Here is a 19,714-nt window from a genome sequence, read left to right as displayed (position 1 = left end):
GTAATTACCGTTGGTCCGACATTGCGTTTACACCAATGCGGTTTACCAAAGAAGATGGCATTAGAGCTATTTAAGCCATTTATCTATTCAAAACTTGAGCATTATGAGCATGCGACAACGATTAAAGCAGCTAAGAAAATGGTTGAGCGTGAAGAAGCCGTTGTTTGGGATATCCTAGAAGAGGTGATCCGTGAGCATCCAGTGCTTCTTAACCGTGCACCAACGCTGCATAGATTAGGTATTCAAGCCTTTGAACCAACTTTGATTGAAGGTAAAGCAATTCAATTGCATCCATTAGTCTGTACGGCATTTAACGCTGACTTTGACGGGGATCAGATGGCGGTTCACGTACCATTGACGATTGAAGCGCAGCTTGAAGCGCGCGTGTTGATGATGTCAACCAATAATATCTTATCCCCAGCAAGTGGATCCCCTGTGATCGCGCCAACGCAGGATATTGTCCTAGGGCTTTACTATGTGACGCGTGAAAAAGTTAATGCCAAAGGTGAAGGTAAATTATTCGCTGATTTATTACACGTTCAACGTGCATATGATGCAGGTGTTGTTGATATTCATGCGAAGATTAAAGTACGTTTGGATCACAAGGTTCTGCTTGAATCTGGTGAATATATTGATGAGAAAGGTATTGTTGAAACAACGGTTGGTCGTGCTTTATTATCAAGCATCTTACCAGAAGGGCTACCATTTTCATTGATTAACCAACCATTGACTAAGAAGGCAGTTGGCAAGATTATTGACCAATGCTATCGTCGTTTAGGCACAAAAGCCACGGTGATTTTTGCTGACCAATTAATGTATGCCGGTTATAAGTATTCAACAAAATCAGGTATTTCAATCGGTATTAACGATATGATTATTCCTGATGCTAAAGTAGGTATTTTGGCTGAAGCTGAAGGTCAAGTTAAAGAAATTTCTGAGCAATATGCAAGTGGCTTGGTTACTGCAGGTGAGCGTTACAACAAAGTAATTGATATTTGGTCGCGTGCTAACGAAAAAGTTGCCAAATCAATGATGGAAGTGATTGCAAAAGAAAAAGTTGCTGATAACTCAGGTAATGAAATCGAACAAGAGTCATTTAACTCAGTATATATGATGGCTGATTCAGGTGCGCGGGGTTCTGCAGCACAGATCAGGCAGCTTGCAGGTATGCGTGGTTTGATGGCAAAACCAGACGGCTCGATTATTGAAACACCAATTACGGCAAACTTCCGTGAAGGTCTATCGGTTTTACAATACTTTACATCAACGCATGGTGCTCGTAAGGGTCTTGCTGATACAGCATTAAAAACAGCTAACTCGGGTTACTTAACACGTCGTCTTGTTGACGTGGCACAGGATCTTGTCATTATTGAAGATGACTGTGGTACACAAAAAGGTGTAACGGTTTCTGCCTTGATTGAAGGTGGAGATGTGGTTGTGCCTTTGGGTGAGCGTCTCTTGGGGCGCGTCAATGCTGAAGATATTTATAAACCAGGCGAAGATGAAATCCTGGTTGAAGCAGGTACATTGCTTGATGAGAAAGTCGTTGAATTGATTGAGAAAAATGGTGTTGACCAAGTGATCATTCGTTCATCGATTACTTGTGAAACACGCCGTGGTTTATGTGCTAAATGTTATGGACGTGACCTTGCACGTGGGCATTTGGTTAATATGGGTGAGTCAGTTGGTGTTGTCGCAGCTCAATCCATTGGTGAGCCAGGTACACAGTTAACGATGCGTACGTTCCATATTGGTGGTGCGGCATCGCAGGATACTGCTGAAAACAACGTTCAGATCAAAAATGGCGGACGTATTAAGTTTAATAATATTAAAACCGTTAAAAACCGTGAAGGTAACCACGTAGTCGTTTCACGTTCAGGTGAAATTAGTATTATTGATAAATTTGGGCGAGAGCGCGAGAAGTACAAAGTACCATATGGTGCTGAGTTGCCAGTAAACGATAATGCACAAGTTAAAGCAGGAGCAGTTGTCGCAACATGGGATCCGCATACACATCCAGTAGTTGCTGAGGTGGCAGGACATATTAACTTTGTTGACTTTATTGATGGTGTAACCATGAAGCACCAAGCAGATGAAATGACAGGACTTTCAAGTATTGTTATTACTTCTGATTCACAAAAAAGTGGTAATAGAGACATCAAACCATTGGTGCGCTTGATTGATGAAGTTGGTGAGGAGTTGTGCTTCCCTAATACCAATATTCCAGCAAGTTACTTCATGCCAGTGGGTGCTATTTTGAATATCGAAAATGGCACTAAGATCGAAGTCGGTGACGTTATCGCGCGTATTCCACAAGAAGGCTCTAAAAACAAAGATATTACTGGGGGTCTACCACGCGTTGCAGACTTGTTTGAAGCGCGTCGTCCTAAAGATGCCGCAATTATGGCAGAGACTTCAGGTATTGTTAGCTTTGGTAAAGAAACAAAAGGCAAACGCCGTTTGGTTATCTCGCCTGAAGATATGGATCCGATTGAGATTATGATCCCTAAATGGCGTCATATTAACGTATTTGAAGGTGAGCATGTTTCTAAGGGTGAAATCATTTCTGATGGACCATTAGATCCACATGAAATCTTGCGTTTAAAAGGCGTGCATGAGCTTGCTGATTACATTATCAACGAAATCCAAGAAGTTTATCGCTTACAAGGTGTGGGTATTAACGATAAGCATATCGAGACGGTTATTCGTCAGATGTTGCGTAAGGTTAATATCTTGGCTGCAGGTGATAGTAAGTTCGTTGATGGTGAACCGGTTGAGTTGGTTCAAGTCTTGGAAGAAAATGAGAAGCTACGTGCTGAAGGCAAGTTAGAAGCAATTTATGAGCCGATTTTATTGGGTATCACAAAAGCATCATTGTCTACAGAGTCGTTCCTGTCAGCAGCGTCTTTCCAAGAAACAACGCGCGTACTCACAGAAGCTTCAGTCAGTGGACAAGAAGATCAATTGCGTGGCTTGAAAGAAAACGTATTGATTGGACGCTTGATTCCATCTGGTACGGGGCTTGCTCATCACCAAGAGCGTAAGCGCAAACACTTACAAGAACAAGAAGCATTAGAAACAGGTCCATCAATGGATGAGCTTGAAATGGCGCTAAGTGCAGCATTAAACGCGGATGCTGAAGAAAATAGTATTGATCTTGAAGACCTATTTGTTATCGGTGACGATGATCTTGATGAAAACAAAAGGCAAGACGATGATGAAGACTATGACGAATAGTCATTGATTTTCTGAAAGTCGACTATAACTTGAAGCCCCGTTGGGAATATCCCGCGGGGCTTTTTTGTTTATCTTCACGTGAAAGCGATTTGTGGTGAGTATATGTGTTGATTAAAACATTGTATGTCAAATAACTATGGCTTAGTGCTTAGCGCTTCCTGCAAAAAAGCCACCTTATCATTAGCACGCATTAAAGCTGTTCCTGCTAATACCCCGTCATAGGTACAACCAAAATGATGGAGGTCTTGAGGGGTTTTAGCACCTGATAAGCTCAATAGCGTAATATCTTGAGGTACGATTTTTTGTAGACGTACGATGTTATCAGTATCCATTTCAAGTGTATCTAGATTGCGATTGTTAACGCCGATTAATTTGGCATTACAGGCTAAGGCAGTTTCCGTTTCCTTTTCATCAAACACTTCAATTAATGCCGTCATATTGAGTGATTCAACGCATTGGATAAGTGTTTGTAAACGCGCTTTGTCTAAGCAGCGCACGATCAAAAGACAGGCGTCAGCTCCCTTAAGACGAGCTTGATAGATCTGTTTTTCATCGATAATGAAGTCTTTGCATAATATTGGGATCGTTACCACATCACGTACTTTACGAATGTCTTCAAAACTGCCACCAAAAAAAGGTTGATCAGTTAAGATAGATAACGCACAAGCACCACCGGTTTGGTAGGCCTTAGCAATTGTAACTGGGTCATAATTAGGGGCAATTACCCCTTCAGAAGGTGATTTGGATTTAAGCTCAGCAATAATTGCAGGTTTGTGTGCTTTGATGGCTTGTAGAAAGTCATATTTTGCAGGAAGTAATGCTGCAGCGGTTAGATCGGGGAGCTGCTTAAGCTCTTGATGTTTGGAATCAATAATTTTTTGTAAAATCACGTTATGTCCTTTTGATTTGGGAGAAGTATTGACTGTAAGCTACTCAAGAAGCCATTGCCCTTTTTGTTTAATTTCCTCATACATTACGTCAGGAGCTAGATCTAGACCATTTTCCCAGGTAATGGTGCCTATTTCTCTATCAATAAATACGCTTTTAAAAATTTCATCATTTTCAAGAGGTTTAAATACCCCTCTAAATCTGGAGGGCTTAAAAATTATCTGACCACTGATGCCATCTTCAAATAATACTTTTAGTGTGTTTTTTGAGACCACCTGAACATTAATAGGGTCTTTCCACATATGCAAACTCCTTCTATCTTAATGGTTCTATTCTCATCGGTTGTTTATCGCTTTGGCATAATTCCCAATTTTGTAGTAATTCTTTTTGGTGAATTTCAGCCCAAGCTAAAACTAATCGCTCTTGTTTCTTTGGAAGTTCTCCTGCTATAACTGTGATATCAGTTATCCCAATCGAACATTTAAAATCGCCATATCTCACATGAAAGTGTGGTGGGTTATGCTCATCCCAATACATACTTATGATGATTCCAAAAAATCTGCTAATTGTTGGCATTTATGCTTACCTCTTTCTAGTATACCGTTGTAAGGTTGGCTTTCAAGTTTATGATTGATAATATCACTGTATTTAAAAAACTTACAAGCATATCTAAAAGTTCAAAAGCGCTAAACATCTACTTATATCTTTACTGCACTCTGTTTGCTATAAACTATAAAATAGTTTGCTATTCGTATAAACTATAGCAAAACAATCAGATAAGTGATGATATGAAATTATCAGGATTTACCTTTTTACGCAATGCCGAGGAGCTATGCTTCCCCTATATTCAATCGATTCAGTCTATTTTGCCAATCTGTGATGAGTTTGTAATCGCTTTAGGGCAATCACAAGATAATAGTCCCGAAATATTGCAGCAGTTAGCAAAAGAGCATCCAAAGATCAAAATTATCGAAACAGTATGGAATGAACATATGCAGGTAAAGGGTTATACCTACGCCCAACAAAAAATGATTGCCCAATTCGCCTGTACTGGGGATTGGCTTTTTTATTTAGAGGGTGATGAGATCGTGCATGAGAATGATCTTGACGCAATTAAAGAGGCGTTGCATTGCTATAAGGATGACCAAGAAGTCGAAGCCTTAGCATTTCATTATTACCATTTTTATGGCAACACTAATACGTATTTGTCATCACCAACCTGGTATCGCTATGCGCCAAGAATCATTAAAGCAAGTGTTAGAAGTTATGCGCCTGATGGCTTATATTGGTTGGTTCTTGATCCTAAGAAGTCAAATCGCATCGCACGTTATCCAAAGGCGAAATTACTGGATAATTATATTTATCATTATGGATGGGTACGCCCTGAGGCGGCAATGAGTAAGAAAATTAGCCAAGTGAATAAGCATTGGGGTAAATCTGAAGGCTTTGACTCGAAATATAGTGATATCGATCATCAGATCTTAACTGAATTTAAGGGGACTCACCCTAAGATTATCGATGGTTTTTTTGCGAAAGAGGAAGGACTGTTCAAAGCTAATCCAAATCATGTTCTAACCAAAAAAGAAAAACGTCAACGTTTTAAAATGAAACTTGAGAAATTATTTGGTTTGGACTTAAGTCGAAAGTATTTCAAAAAAATCTAGCATAAAAGTTTTGACAGCTGTAAAAGGCAAACGTTATAGTAAACAAGTCGCGTTACCGTGACAAAAGATTAAATTTAAAGAGTTTAAAAAATAAAAGAAGAGGTGCGCAAGCTATAGCGCTTTTGTGAAGATCATAACATCTAGCGATCAAAAGCAATAGAGCAAGCGCCGAAAGTAATGATGTGTTATGGCTGAATTACTTGGGTCTGCTGCTAAAAGGCAGCAGGACTGTCACGTCAACAAAGACGTGGGGCGCTTCGGTTGTATTTGTATTTTTGTCAAACACATAAGTCAAATTTTGCAAAAGCCGTAACCCCGTGTCGATAAATGGAGAAGCTTTATGCAAAACCCTTTTGTCGTCGCGAAGTTTGGAGGCACGAGTGTCGCTAATCTAAACGCGATCTGTCAATGCGCAGAAATTATCAAATCTTCACCAAGTGTGCGCGTTGTTGTTGTTAGTGCACAATCAGGGGTAACCAATCTCTTGGTAAAGTTGGCGCATCATGTAAAGTCTGTGCATGAGATTTCAGGTATTGTTGATGATATTAAGACCATACTATTGCCAATTATTAAAGCGATTGATTGCACTCATTTGCACAGCGACATACAGCAGCGAATAGATGATCTTGTGTTTTTGGCACAAATGAGTGTGCGTCTGAATACCAAAGAGCTAAGTGATGAGATATTATCATTTGGTGAGCGGATCTCAGCGCAACTTGTCGCGGCAATCTTTAGACAGAATAAGATTAATGCACAGTATTTTAATGTGCAAACCGTGATGAAGACTAATAGTAATTTCTCTCAAGCAAAGCCCAATCTGGATGAGATTAAAGCGCAAGTGAGGACGCATATGTTGCCGTTGCTACTTACTGATCAAGTGCTTATCTGTGAAGGTTTTATTGGTATGGATGCAAGAGATAAAACAACGACCTTAGGTCGAGGTGGGAGTGACTATAGTGCGGCTCTCTTAGCACAAGCTTTGCAAGCAAAATCAGTGAAAATATGGACGGATGTCGCGGGTATTTATGAAGCTGATCCACGCACTATTCCACAAGCGCGAGCGATTGAGAGTTTAAGCTTTAATGAAGCAGCCGAGCTTGCTACCTTTGGTGCTAAGGTGTTGCATCCGGCAACCTTATGGCCGGCAATAAGTAGTAATATTGATGTATTTGTGGGCTCTACGTTTTCGCCTAAAATGGGCGGTACTTGGATTACTGCTAAGGTCAATAGCTTAAAGGAGCCGCCGCAAATTCGTGCGATTGCTGAGCGTAAAAACCAGCTTTTAATGACACTCAAAAGCTTTGACATGTTTCATGCGCAAGGTTTTTTAGCTAAAGTATTTAGTGTTTTAGCTAAACACAATATATCGGTTGATTTGGTGACGACAAGTGAGGTAAGTATTGCTTTAACCTTGGATCATATAGGTAGTCAGTCAATTGGTGAAAGTCTATTAACCGAAACACTATTAGATGAGCTGCAATCCATCGGTAATCTTGAGATTAGTGTTGAGCATAATTTGTCCCTCATTGCAGTGGTGGGTAATCGACTACATCAGCACAAAGGAATAAGTGCTAAGCTCTTTGCCGCCCTTGAAAGTTATAATGTTCGCCTTTTCAGCCACGGCGCAAGCGGGCATAATATCTGTCTGTTAGTAGCAGCAGAAGATGCAAAGGGTGTGATGATGGATATTTATATGTCTCTCTTTAGTGAATCAACTAAGGAGCGTGTGCGATGAAAGTAGCAATAATCGGTCGAGGCAAAACGGGTAGAGCGGTACTTGATCTTTTAAAAGAAGATGAGATAAGTGATGTATTTGACTCACAGAATTTAGTGACTGTGGAGAAGCTCAATAAGGCCACAGTAGTAATTGTTTTCGTTAGCGCTGATGTTTTAAGGCAAATATTGCCCGTGCTTTTGCAAAGCAAGGTATCTGTCATTTGTGGAACCACAGGATTTCATTATGATGAAACTTTAATACAGCGCATCAGGCAATCAGGACAAACTTGGGTGGTCGCGAATAACTTTAGTTTATCGATGGTGCTGATAAAAGAGATGTTAAACACCTTAGGTAATCTGCAAAACCTAGTGACAAATAGTCACTTTTGTTTAACAGAAACACATCACACACAAAAGCTTGATGCACCCAGTGGTACTGCCGTGTCATGGCAATCATGGCTTAATGTGAAAGAATGCCCTATTGAATCTATTCGCAAAGAAGATGTAAAAGGTGAGCATGTATTAAAGGTCGAAAACCCTTATGAAACCATTGAATTAAAGCATGTGGCGCATGATCGCAAGCTTTTTGCTGAGGGTGCTGTATGGAGCGCGCGCTTTGTGTATGAGAATAGATTAAATGCTGGTTTTTACCAGTTTGATGAATTAGTAAGAGGTGTGTCATGGCAATAAATATCAATAACAATACCTACACAGCAGTCGTTACGCCAATGTTTGACAATGGTGAGATTGATCTGGTGAGTTTTGAGCGACTGCTACGCAAACAAGAAGCAGCTGATTGTGGTGTATTGATTTTAGGTAGCACGGGTGAAGCTTTAGCATTAAGTTATGAAGAGCAGTGTCAAATAGTGAGATTTGCCTGTGGCTTAGGGCTTAAAGTCCCCTTACTTGTTGGCGTAGGCGGTTATCAGTTAGCTGAGCAGCTTAAGTGGGTTGAGTTTTGTAACGCTCAAGCGATTGATGGCTTCTTGATGGTCACGCCGATTTATGCCAAACCGGGCACTCAGGGGCAAATTGCTTGGTTTAGTGCATTATTAGACAAAGCAAACAAGCCATGTATGTTATATAACGTGCCATCAAGAACGGGGGTGAATCTTTGTTTTGATGCTTTTTCTGCACTTAAAAATCATCCGAATTTGTGGGCATTAAAAGAAGCCTCAGGTGATATCTCGCGCTTTAAGTGCTATGTACAAATAGCGCCACACGTTAATGTATATAGTGGCGAGGATGCGATGATGCCTGAGCTTGCCAAAGTCGGTGGCAAAGGCTTGGTGTCAGTGGTTTCTAACTTATGGCCAAAACAAGCCAAAGCCTATGTTGAAACTTCTTTGCGTTTTGAGGCAGATGAGGCCTTAAGCCGTTTATGGCAAGATGCTACTGCAGCATGCTTTAGTGTAGCAAACCCAATTCCAAGTAAAGCATGGCTTGCGCATACGGGTGTCATCGATAGTAATACTTTACGTTTACCATTGATTGCTCAAGAGCTAACAAGTGTTGAGCGTTTGCAACAAGCTGATGCCGAGATTCAAAGTTATTATGAGCATATCTGTGTCAGTTAAAAATAAAGGCTATGACCATATTCCTGACCACTTTGATTGTGTAAGCGTTGGCTGAGCATAAGTCGAAGCCTCTATGAAGTGTGATTTTACCCTTCGACTTACGCTCAGGGCACGGGGAACACTTATAGGTGAGCACTTAGTCTTAGCCTGAATAAATAACCGGAGTTACGCACTTTAGAAAAAGTCTGTAACTCCAGCAAATAAATATAAAAGGAGTATAAATGATGAGCTGGGAGAAAACCCTACAAGACTTACAAACAGGTAAACTGCGTTCAGCAGAGCGCCAAGAAAATGGTCAATGGCAAGCTAATATTGCGGTCAAAGAAGCGATTTTGGCAGCATTTAAAGCGGGTCAAAATACCGATTTTACGGAAAGCTACCAAGGCTTTGTCGATAAGCATAATCTGGTTCCAAGACGTTTTACTGTTGCCGATGGCGTGCGTATGGTGCCAGGTGGATCAGCTGTAAGAACAGGTGCTTATATCGCGCCATCAGTAATCATTATGCCACCGGCATATGTAAATACCGGTGCGTATGTTGATGAGGGTACAATGATTGATAGCCATGCATTAGTGGGTTCTTGTGCACAGATTGGTAAACATGTGCATTTGTCAGCAGGTGTGCAGATCGGCGGTGTGCTTGAACCAATTGGCATGAATCCTGTCGTAATTGAGGATCATGTGTTTGTTGGTGCAGGAGCTGTTATTGTTGAAGGGATTGTTGTTAAAAGACGTGCGGTTATTGCGCCATCTGTTGTCTTGTCGCGTGGAGTTAGTGTGTATGACTGCATTAATGAACGCATTCTTGATAAAGGTGAAGCCATTCCAGAAGGTGCGGTTGTCGTACCAGGCACGAGACCATTGGCACAAGGCTGGGCAAAGACGCAAGGCTTACAAGCGGCATGCCCAATTATTGTTAAATATCGTGATGACAAAAGTGATCATGCGCTTAGTTTGGAGGAGGCATTGCGTTAATGGTTAATACCTTATACCACCATCAAGCATTGGTTGATTTAACTAAAGAGATTGATGCGCCATTTTTTTTCTATGATCTAGATATTTTACAATCCCATATAAAAACGTTACAAACATTACCAGTAACCCTTTGGTATGCGCTTAAAGCTAATCCTTTATCAGCGATTATTACAACCTTGAATAATGAAGGTATGCGCTTTGATGTGGCGAGTATTGGTGAGCTTGATCAGGTGTTAAAGCAAGGTGTTAACCCTGAAGACATCTTACATACAGGGCCTGCTAAGTCATATGAGCAGTTAAGCTATTTTATTGACCAAGGAGTTAGAAAATTTGTCATTGAAAGTGCGCAGCAATTGCAGGATGTGCAAAGTATTGCTAATGAAAAACAAGTTTATATTGATGTGTTGCTACGCGTGCAATTGCAGTGGCATGATGGCGAAAAAAACGTCTTAGGTGGTGAGTGTGTCACACCATTTGGTTTGTCACCCCATGATTGGGTTACTTATTCAGAGAACCATGATCTTGATTGCCCTTATCTTAATATCTTGGGTTTTCATTGTTTTCAATGGGGTAATATCCTCTGTATAGACAAACTTGAGCGCATCTGGGTTACGATTGCTAATACATTACATGAACTGGCAGAGACCATGGGCATTGATTTGCATGTATTAGATCTAGGTGGTGGTTTAGGTATTGATTATCAGCATGAAGGACAAGAGTTAAGCTTAGCTGAAATTAACATATTGATTTTAAAACTGAAAAACCACTACCCACAAACAGAGATTTGGCTTGAGCTTGGGCGCTATGCTGTTGCTAAATGCGGCGTTTATGTCACTAAAGTAGTGGATCGCAAAACAGTTTATGAGCGTGACATGTTGATATTAGCAGGAGGCAGTCAACATTTAATGCGCCCAACGCTGACATCACAGTCATTTCCTGTGAATCTTCTAAGAGAAAGTAGCACTACTCTATCTAAGATGCATTTGCATGGTGCGTTATGCACTAGCTTAGACTATTTAGGGGAAGTGCAACTGCCAAGTGATACTAAAGCACAGGATCATATTATCTTTCACTATACTGGTGCTTATGGTTTTACTGAGAGCATGCCATTTTTTTTGTGTCATACGTTGCCAGCGGAAGTGACATATCAAAAAGGGCAAAAAGGGCGAAAAGAGCAAATTAAGATATTAAGAAAAGCTGAAGCTGCGGGAGTCTGGCTCAAATGAGAGAAATGAACAAAACTAAAGAAATGAAAAGTTATATTACAAAGTCGCTGATTGAAGTGGGGCAAAATGCGTCAGGAGAAGCAATCACAGTTGCGAAATATAGGATTAAAGGTCAAGGTGACAATGCTAAGAAAGTATATATTCAAGCAAGCATGCATGCCTCGGAGATTCAAGGTAATGCCGTGATTTTGAATTTACTTAAGCACTTTGATGAAGAACAACCGCAAGGTGATATTACGATTATTCCACAGTGTAACCCTTTTGGACGTGATATGCTTATTGGTGCTGGACATCAGGGGCGTTTTGATGCAACTAATGGGGACAATTGGAACCGCTATTATTTTAAGCCTGAGATAGATTATCAATCATTTGCCAAAGAGCATCTTAAAAGCGCTCAAGCAGAATATGCTACGGCATTGCGAAATAAGATTAGCGCGCAAATGACAGCTGCACTTAATAATGACTTTGGGTTGTCACGTGCGCGACGTTTAAACTACACCATGCAACTAGAGGCATTACAGGCTGATATTATTTTGGATTTGCATACGGATTCATTGGCTATTGATTATCTATATAGCCCGCGATATGCCAAAGATAGTGCTGAGTCTTTGGGGTTTGAGCATGTGTTATTAATTGAGAATAAATGCAATGGCTCATTAGATGAAGCAGGGTTTTATCCTTGGTGGAGTGTGCAAAAGGCATTTGCTGAACTAGGTAGGAATGAACCTGTATTGGTCGATAGTTTCACCCTTGAATTGGGCTCAGAAGAGTTGATTGATCATAATAAAGCGCAGATTCAATCTAATCGAATATTAAACTATCTTGCAGCACAGCAAGTAATAGCTGCAGATAAAGTATACAAGCAAGCGTGCGCTAAACACATTGCCTTTTATAATGAGGGTTCTTTCCAAGCAATCTACGCACAATCTGGTGGCTTATATGAGTGGTTTGTCGCACCAGGCGATACTTTTGATGCAGGTCAGGTAATAGGTAGATGTTTGCAAATGGCGCATGCCAAGGAGTGTGAGGTGAGTTTCTCATTTGCCGGACTTGTAATCAGTGTCCATAGTAAAGGTGCATTACAACGAGGTAGTCATTTGCTGAATGTATTGGTCAACGACTCATAGAAAGCAATTTGATAACTCAAGACTGTTATTAGGCAAGCTTAATACTGTGTTTATCTGCAATTTTCCTGAATATAATGGCAGTGATTGTAAAAAGTATGGCAAGTATCAAGCATGAGATAGCAAAAATATAAAAATAATTACTAAATATATGTAAACTTTTTTGCGTAGGTATGCCGTCTTTAGGCATTGCAATAAAGCCTGCAATTTTGCCCGCTAGCGCATTGCCACACCCTTGTGCCAAAAGCCATGCCCCCATACAGAAGCTTAATTTATTCTTTGGAAAGTATTGAGCTGCAACAGCAAGGCCAATCGCAGAAATTAATAGCTCGGCAAGACTAGTCAAGAAATAATAAAGCACCATCCATAAACCATTAATCTTAGCTGAGTCGCCAACAGTTAAGCACGCAATGATCAGTGCAAGAAAAGCAGCGGCACAACAAAACATAGCGATCGCGTATTTGCCGCCTGTGGAGCTATGTATATTCCGTTGATGGAGTGATATATATATTTTTGATAATATTGGGCTTAAGACTAATATCCAAAATGGATTGAGTGCTGTAAAGGAGGCAGGAGATACTTCAAAACCTAGTAGGTTTAAGTCAATATTATTTTTTGCAAAAACAATTAATGTTGAGAACATTTGAGTGTAGATGATAAAAAACAATAATGCTTGGACAAAAATGAACACACCTATTAGCTGTTTTATAATGTGTGATTTATTATCATAAGTGCGAGTGTTCACAATAAGATAGGAATAGCATGCTATTGTTAATACTAGAATAATATAAAATGCAATATCGCTGAAATTTAGCATTATATAAGAGAATACTATCATAAAGGCGGTAATCAATAGTGCAAAGCATATGTTTGGCAGTTTAAGTTTCTTAGCGCCTACTTCATTGTGTATATCGCTAAAAATTTTGTATTTGAGCACAAAGTTTAGGAGTGAGAAGAGCATGCCAATGCAAGCGATAATAAAAGCTACATTAAAGGAAGTATATTTAGCAATTAAGGGAGAAAGCACAGAAGCTATTAATGATCCAATATTTATTGCCATATAATACATGGTAAAAGCAGAATTAGTTTGAGCAGGATCGTTTTTATAAATAATACCAATCATCGATGATGGATTTGGTTTGAAAAGAGCATTTCCAACTGCGATAAATGCTAAAGCAATGAGCGTGGATTCATAGCTAAATGATAAGGCTAATATCAAATACCCCAAAGGAAGGAGTATCGCTCCAGCAATCAATGTTCTCTTGATTCCAATTAGTCTATCAGCAATAATTCCACCAATAGTAGGTAGGCCATAGGCTAAAGCCATAAAAATACCAAATACTAAATAAGCGGATTTTTCATTGAAATAGGTGCTTATGGCAAATAATACAAAAAGACCGTTAAAACTATAGAATGCAAACCTTTCCCACATTTCAATTGTGAAAATATTAAAAAATTGTTTTTTTTGTAATGTTTTTTCTGTCCCTGTCATCGATGAACTTAATGTCTATAGAATTAATTGTGCTGATTGTATAACAATTTAGTAATAATATGTCAAAATCTTTAATTGCATTTTCTTAAGTGTCTATAGTTAAAGCTGCCTATCTGGATTGATACGCATACCATGTTTGATTTTGCATAATATCAACCCACCATTGATCCATTTTCTCTTGATTCATTAACTGCCAGTCGGGGGTGTCAGTGACAAGCGCATGCCCAAAAATTTTACCAAGCTCATATAATTTGCGCTCATTATTATATTGTATTTTTGCCCACTCTTCTGTGGCGCGATCTAAATCATGCTGATTTTCTTGTAATTGTTGAAATAGCATAAGTGCGCTCTGCAAAGCTTTGGTCGCACCACTTGCAGTATGTGGTCGTGAGATAAATGCAGCATCGCCAGATAAGCAAATACGTCCCTTTTTCAGTGCAGGGACTTGTGTGTCAAAGATATTTTGAATAAAAGGTTTTGGCGTATCAAGTATCACCTTGGCAAAAACTTCAGGCATCATGTTGGCTAATTTCTTTAGCTCTTCAAAGTGCATTGGCTGAAACTCGCGTGCTGCTAAGCTTGTGACTTCATTGCTGTTATTCGTGTTTAACAGTTTATTTTTATGTGCTTGACTTACCTTTTGATAGAAAACCCAATTCAAATCAACACTACCATCTTGTTTGGGGATGTAGTAGGTCACGACATGTCCATACTCGTAGCAAAAATAATTAAGTCGATCAAATAGTGATGGTTCGCTAATATGCTCTTTTGCAATCACGCCACGCCAAGCAATATAAGGTGCTTCATTAAGTATTGATTGAGGGAAAAGTGTCGTGCGACCAAGTGAATTAACGCCATCACAACAAAATAGCCAATCTGCCTTTACGGTTTGCCCATTAGAGAGTGACAGTATGACCTTGTTTTGATCTTGCTTAATATGCGCCACACTCGCATCTTGCCGATAAATACCTTTTGGTAGGCGCTTATATAATTGCGTATAAATTTCTGACCAGTTGTGTGCCATGACATTCACAGGTTGTTGCCAGAATACATCGGCATTACGCTTGGCATCGCTAACAATAAACTGTCGATCAATGATTTCAATATATTTGGCATCAGAGTCAAACATATCGCATTGTACCAGCATGTTACGTAAATCTTTTGGAATACATATACCAACACCGCGATCATCAAGTTGAGCGCTTGAGCGTTCATAAATGGAGACATCAAAACCTAAGCGCGACAGCACCAAGCTCATGGCATTGCCAGCGATTGATCCGCCAATGATAGCTACCTTTTGCATCGTTCTTTTTTCCCTTTTAACTTTCCAATTACATCAGCGGCATATTCTAAACAGAATGAGGTAGTATAGCTATCCCATTTATACTTCCTATATAGCCTTGCTACAAAAAAATACACAAATTTACATTTTATGCTAATATGCCTGCGGGAAATCTAAGAGGGTTAAAAATGATCAAGAAAATAACGATTATGTCATTGGCGTTGCTTAGCGTTGGTGCGGCTCAAGCAATGACGAATCAAGAAGTTAGTATTAAAAATATCAAAGATATCGAACCATATATTGTTAAATTAAGTAAAGACTATGGCAAGTCCTCAGTGTGTATTGTTTATGATATCGATAATACCTTACTGACAAATAAAGAAAAGTTTGCCAGTGAAGGCTGGGTATATTGGCAGGCATCAAAAAGCAATGTATATGCCAAGCATTTATTAAGTGATCAGAGTGCAAATATTTATGACTTCTTGAATGCGGTGCGTTACTTTATCAATTATCAGCCGGTGGAAAGTGACACTGTGGCAGTAGTTAATCAATTGCAAAAGGAATATCCTTCGATTGCGTTGACGTCACGCGGATTTAGTGCTGAGGCAACAACCTTAAGGCAGCTAAGAATCAATGGACTTGATTTTACCAAGAACCCTATTGGCAGCGGTCAATTTGACCCAAGTTTCTTTGCGCAAAATAAGTATAAAAATGACTACACGATGTATAGTCATGGCATCCAATATGCCGCAGGTGGTGATAAAGGGAAATTGCTCCTTGACTTGATTGAAAAAGAGCGTCAAAAGACAAATAAGCCAAACCTATGTCAATCAGTTGTTTATGTTGATGATACGGGAAGCAAAGTGGATATGGTTAAAAATGAACTGAAAGGCAAGCTTAATTATTACGCCATTCATTACACCTATTTGCCTGATCCAGAGAATAGCAAAAACTGGGAGATTGCTGATTGGCGTAAGATGTCTAATTATTTACAACAAATTGTTAATCGACTTAATGCTTAGCAGAGATATCACATTTGTCTAAGGCAATGAGCTTGCTGCGTTTAATTAATTTATAGCCAATAAGTAATGCTAAAAATAGAATAAAGCCGATATAAGTCGCTAAGAATTTCTGCCATGTAATGTCGCCTGAGATAATATCGCTAAACTCTTGCCCTAGGATAATCACGGCAATTAATAGCATCGCAAAAATGGGTGCGATTGGGAACCATTTAGCACGATAGGGTAAATTTTGCAGATTCATACCTTGTTTTTGGTAAGCGCGACGAAATCGATAATGACTTAAAGCAATACCAAACCAAGCAACAAACCCCGCTAAAGATGAAATGTTTACAAGCCAGATAAATACGCTACCGTTATCTAAAAAGGAAGTTAGAAAAAATAAACAACCAACAAGGGCTGTAATCAAAAGAGCGTTAATTGGAATGCCCTGGCGATTGATTTTACCAAATACCTTGGGTGCTTGTTTGGTATTAGCTAAATGCCACATAATGCGTGTTGCCGAGAACATGCTGGCATTGCAAGCAGATAAGATTGCAATCAAGATCACCGCATTCATGATGGTTGCGGCATAGGTTAATCCCGCATTTTTAAAAACAATCGTAAAAGGGCTAATGGCGATGTCAGAACTTTTATTAATGAGAATGTCACTCGTGTAAGGAATCAAAAAGCTAATAACCCCAATGGCAAGAATGTAAAAAATAACCAAACGCCAGAAGGTGCGTTTAATGGCTTGAGGAATGGATTTTCTAGGGTTATCTGCTTCACCTGCGGCAACGCCAACGAGTTCCGTACCTTGAAAAGAGAATCCGGCGATCAAAAATACCGCCATAAAACCAATCATACCATTATGAAAAGGCGCATCCCCGATATGCCAATTCTCAAAACCAACAGGTCCACCAACGCCTGTGACACCAACAATCGTTAATATGCCAACAACAATAAAAATAATCACAAAAGCAACTTTGATAAAAGACAGCCAATACTCTGTTTCACCATAGACTTTTACGGCTAATAGATTTAAACCAAAAATAAGTACAAAAAATAAAACACTCCAATAGATCGTGGGCACATAAGGAAACCAATATTGCATAATTAAAGCTGCAGCAATAATCTCAGCGGCAATAGTAATTGCCCAGTTAAACCAATAGTTCCAACCCATGGCAAAGCCAAAATCAGCACTGACATAACGGCTCGAGTATTCACAAAATGTGCCTGTAGTGGGTGAATGTGCTGCCATTTCACCAAGGCTACACATTAGAAAATAAACCATCAGTGAGATAATGGCATAGGCGAGCATAGCTCCCCCTGGACCGGCCTCGTAAATGGCGCTGCCGCTTGCTAAAAATAAACCTGTGCCAATCGAGCCACCCAAGGCGATCATGATTAAATGGCGAGCTTTTAAGTTTCGTTGTAATTTATGTGACATACTTTTCTCTTTTCTTCAAATGTTCAAAATAATTATTGATTAGTTTTTATCGCGTTGCAAACTGCGTTCAAATACGCAAGCTATGATATTTTTGGTGAAGAAAAAAGGGTATCTTTGATCGTGTATTGATGTTTGTTTCATGCTTAAACATTATTAATTCCTTTGTGTGTAATATACCAGTGAATCTACAGATTCCAAACCTGTGTCATAAAAATAAAACCCAAATCTTTACTCATGGTGTTGTGCCCCATTATTTAATTGTTTAATTTCTCTATAAGGGTAAGGCATGTATAGCAACCATACATGTGAAGCAGTTAAATTAATCTTTTTCATAGCTGATGTAAAGCGATCTTTTTATGAATTAGGGATTGGAAAAAAAATAAAATAAAAGGTTAGCTAAGCAAATTTATTTTCTATCAAGGCGTCTTAAACATAAACATAGTAAGGTTATGGTGAAGTTTAAGCAACATAGATAGAAGGGGATAGGCAACGCAAACATTTAGTTTATTTGATGACGATTCCTTAAGATATTGGCGCATCAAAAATCAGCCATTCGCTATAGGTGTTTTTATAACGATCTGCTTAACTCATTGTTAACTCATTTTTCATGGAGAGTAATGATGGAAATAAAAAAAATGATCAGCTTGGCACTGACAGTGACTATCTTTAACGCTTATGCTAATGATCACTGCAGTGATTTAACTACGGCCGTTGAGTTATCAACGTTTTGTAACAGTGCCTCAGGTATTTGCGCATTAAGCGCGGGAGCAACTTATAAAATAACACAAGATACAGGCTCATTGGCGACACCCTTGTTGCCAGTAAAAATTCCCGCGACAAGTACGCTTTGTGTGGTAAATAGTGCGACACCTGCGCCAATTAATATCGTAGCGCAATCTTTTTGGGTTGATGGTGGTGTGTTGCAAATAGGTTCACCAACTGATCCAATTAAATCGACTAATAAAGTAACCATTACTATGACGGGTACGGAAAGTGCAGCAGCAGCACCTATGCCACTGTGCCAAGATGAGCAATCTCAATGCAGTGAAATTGCTAAAAATACCATAGCAACTCAAAATGCGCGTGATATTACAGTAAGCGCTGGCGGGCAGTTATTATTTTATGGCGCTAAAGGTTTAACTAAGAGAGCGGATGGCAGTTATATACATTCGATTAACCATGTCAGTGGTACTGTCGATGGGCAAGCGCTGAGTCCGACGGCAGGTGGTAGTATAATCAGCGGTGATATTAATCAGTTTCCTTACTTCAATAATGTGATTGGCTCTAATAGTTGGACGTATTTAACCTACCCAGCCGGTCCTAGTTTTTATAATGCAGATATGTGGGTTCAAGCACCTGTGAGTTTAACCAATTATGGTACGTTAAAGAATGTAACCACCGGCAGTGGTGCGAATATCCCAACGCCAACGTTAGCAGATACACCTTATATTATCGCGCTTGCAAAACGTGTCACACCTGGAGATGGTACAGACTGGCAAAGTGGTGATTGGATTAGTATCTCAACAACGAGTTTCGTGTCGCACGAAACCGAAATTGTGCAAATTTGTGCGATTTATGATATGCAAAACCCAGATAGCAATGCGCAAAGTGAATCCACGTATATGCAATATGGTGATGTTTCAGGAAGTTCAAACTATCCTAATGTTTCAGTCGTTGTGCTGGCAGGGTCACCTTCGTTTAAATCTCAATGCCCGAGTATTAGCAATGATACGCCTTTGAAGCATTATCACTTTGGTTCATTGTCGCCAACGCCGGGATTTTTTAGTATAGACACACCATCTTATAAAGGAAAATATAATGCCAAAAAAGGGCAGGCGTATAGTATGTATGATGATGCTACGCGTAATTTTGGTATTGATGAGCGTGCTGAAGTTGCATTATTAAGTCGTAATATTAAACTTACTTCAACTGCAGGTTTGGCATCATCTCCGCAACTGACTCATTTAGATGATGCTTATTTTGGTGGGCATATTGCAGTAATGAATCACTCAAATGTGAATCAAGGTTTAAATTATGCACAGTATTTTTGTGCCAGCAACTCAAATGCTGCACATAGCCTTCCAAA

Annotated in this window: 16 protein-coding genes and 1 riboswitch; of the genes, 10 read left to right on the top strand and 6 right to left on the bottom strand. The window is 39.5% G+C overall.

Translation table 11 applies throughout. The features are described 5' to 3' along the window. On the top strand, positions 1 to 3,237 hold a 3,237-nt coding region (rpoC, locus tag ACY10D_RS04060), incomplete at its 5' end, for a DNA-directed RNA polymerase subunit beta' (RefSeq protein ID WP_486999494.1). Positions 3,238 to 3,371: 134 nt separating this feature from the next. Here the strand turns inward: rpoC and ACY10D_RS04055 are convergent. The 3 genes from ACY10D_RS04055 to ACY10D_RS04045 are packed head-to-tail and all read right to left on the bottom strand — an operon-like array spanning position 3,372 to position 4,701. Further along, on the bottom strand, positions 3,372 to 4,127 hold the full coding sequence (locus tag ACY10D_RS04055; protein ID WP_486999493.1) for an indole-3-glycerol phosphate synthase TrpC: 756 nt from the start codon (positions 4,125 to 4,127) through the stop codon (positions 3,372 to 3,374). A 39-nt stretch (positions 4,128 to 4,166) separates the two neighbouring features. Then, positions 4,167 to 4,427 (bottom strand): DUF2442 domain-containing protein, encoded by a 261-nt coding sequence (locus ACY10D_RS04050; RefSeq protein WP_486999492.1) that lies wholly within the window; start codon positions 4,425 to 4,427, stop codon positions 4,167 to 4,169. Positions 4,428 to 4,440: 13 nt separating this feature from the next. Next, the gene (locus tag ACY10D_RS04045) at positions 4,441 to 4,701 is read right to left on the bottom strand and encodes a DUF4160 domain-containing protein (protein WP_486999491.1); all 261 of its coding nucleotides are present in this window, start codon (positions 4,699 to 4,701) and stop codon (positions 4,441 to 4,443) included. 212 nt (positions 4,702 to 4,913) lie between these two features. Here ACY10D_RS04045 and ACY10D_RS04040 point away from each other — a divergent pair, with 212 nt between their 5' ends. The 7 genes from ACY10D_RS04040 to ACY10D_RS04010 all read left to right on the top strand — a co-directional run bounded on the left by ACY10D_RS04040 (position 4,914) and on the right by ACY10D_RS04010 (position 12,409). Then, positions 4,914 to 5,789 (top strand): glycosyltransferase family 2 protein, encoded by an 876-nt coding sequence (locus ACY10D_RS04040; RefSeq protein ID WP_486999490.1) that lies wholly within the window; start codon positions 4,914 to 4,916, stop codon positions 5,787 to 5,789. 89 nt (positions 5,790 to 5,878) lie between these two features. Beyond that, positions 5,879 to 6,055: riboswitch (Lysine riboswitch) on the top strand. 74 nt (positions 6,056 to 6,129) lie between these two features. Next, positions 6,130 to 7,524, top strand: a complete 1,395-nt coding sequence (gene lysC, locus ACY10D_RS04035) for a lysine-sensitive aspartokinase 3 (RefSeq protein ID WP_486999489.1) — start codon at positions 6,130 to 6,132, stop codon at positions 7,522 to 7,524. Beyond that, positions 7,521 to 8,195, top strand: coding sequence for a 4-hydroxy-tetrahydrodipicolinate reductase (locus tag ACY10D_RS04030; RefSeq protein WP_486999488.1), 675 nt, complete (start codon positions 7,521 to 7,523; stop codon positions 8,193 to 8,195). Before lysC ends, ACY10D_RS04030 begins: the two co-directional genes overlap by 4 nt. Further along, positions 8,186 to 9,082: a 4-hydroxy-tetrahydrodipicolinate synthase gene (gene dapA / locus ACY10D_RS04025; RefSeq protein ID WP_486999487.1), complete on the top strand. Its 897-nt coding sequence runs from the start codon at positions 8,186 to 8,188 to the stop codon at positions 9,080 to 9,082. The genes ACY10D_RS04030 and dapA overlap by 10 nt, the downstream gene beginning before the upstream one ends. Before the next feature lie 224 nt (positions 9,083 to 9,306). Continuing rightward, the gene (locus tag ACY10D_RS04020) at positions 9,307 to 10,056 is read left to right on the top strand and encodes a 2,3,4,5-tetrahydropyridine-2,6-dicarboxylate N-succinyltransferase (RefSeq protein WP_486999486.1); all 750 of its coding nucleotides are present in this window, start codon (positions 9,307 to 9,309) and stop codon (positions 10,054 to 10,056) included. Continuing rightward, positions 10,056 to 11,282 (top strand): PLP-dependent decarboxylase, encoded by a 1,227-nt coding sequence (locus ACY10D_RS04015; RefSeq protein ID WP_486999485.1) that lies wholly within the window; start codon positions 10,056 to 10,058, stop codon positions 11,280 to 11,282. The genes ACY10D_RS04020 and ACY10D_RS04015 overlap by 1 nt, the downstream gene beginning before the upstream one ends. Positions 11,283 to 11,287: 5 nt before the next feature. After that, a complete protein-coding gene (locus ACY10D_RS04010) occupies positions 11,288 to 12,409 on the top strand; it encodes a M14 family zinc carboxypeptidase (protein ID WP_486999484.1) in 1,122 nt (373 codons plus the stop codon). 28 nt (positions 12,410 to 12,437) lie between these two features. Here the strand turns inward: ACY10D_RS04010 and ACY10D_RS04005 are convergent, their stop codons facing one another. Then, positions 12,438 to 13,898 carry a peptide MFS transporter gene (locus ACY10D_RS04005; RefSeq protein WP_486999483.1) on the bottom strand — a complete coding sequence of 487 codons (1,461 nt, stop codon included), beginning with the start codon at positions 13,896 to 13,898 and terminating at the stop codon, positions 12,438 to 12,440. Between the two features lie 109 nt (positions 13,899 to 14,007). Further along, positions 14,008 to 15,201, bottom strand: a complete 1,194-nt coding sequence (locus ACY10D_RS04000; RefSeq protein WP_486999482.1) for an FAD binding domain-containing protein — start codon at positions 15,199 to 15,201, stop codon at positions 14,008 to 14,010. Between the two features lie 167 nt (positions 15,202 to 15,368). Here ACY10D_RS04000 and ACY10D_RS03995 point away from each other — a divergent pair, with 167 nt between their 5' ends. Further along, positions 15,369 to 16,202 carry a DUF2608 domain-containing protein gene (locus ACY10D_RS03995; RefSeq protein WP_486999481.1) on the top strand — a complete coding sequence of 278 codons (834 nt, stop codon included), beginning with the start codon at positions 15,369 to 15,371 and terminating at the stop codon, positions 16,200 to 16,202. Here ACY10D_RS03995 and ACY10D_RS03990 read toward each other — a convergent pair. After that, a complete protein-coding gene (locus ACY10D_RS03990; protein WP_486999480.1) occupies positions 16,192 to 17,628 on the bottom strand; it encodes an amino acid permease in 1,437 nt (478 codons plus the stop codon). The genes ACY10D_RS03995 and ACY10D_RS03990 overlap by 11 nt on opposite strands. A gap of 620 nt (positions 17,629 to 18,248) precedes the next feature. Between ACY10D_RS03990 and ACY10D_RS03985 the strand changes: the two genes are divergently transcribed. Further along, positions 18,249 to 19,714: G8 domain-containing protein (locus tag ACY10D_RS03985; RefSeq protein WP_486999479.1), on the top strand; the 1,466-nt coding region annotated here is incomplete at its 3' end.

The organism is Cysteiniphilum sp., assembly GCF_057495195.1.
This window is presented reverse-complemented; position numbering and strand designations above follow the sequence as displayed.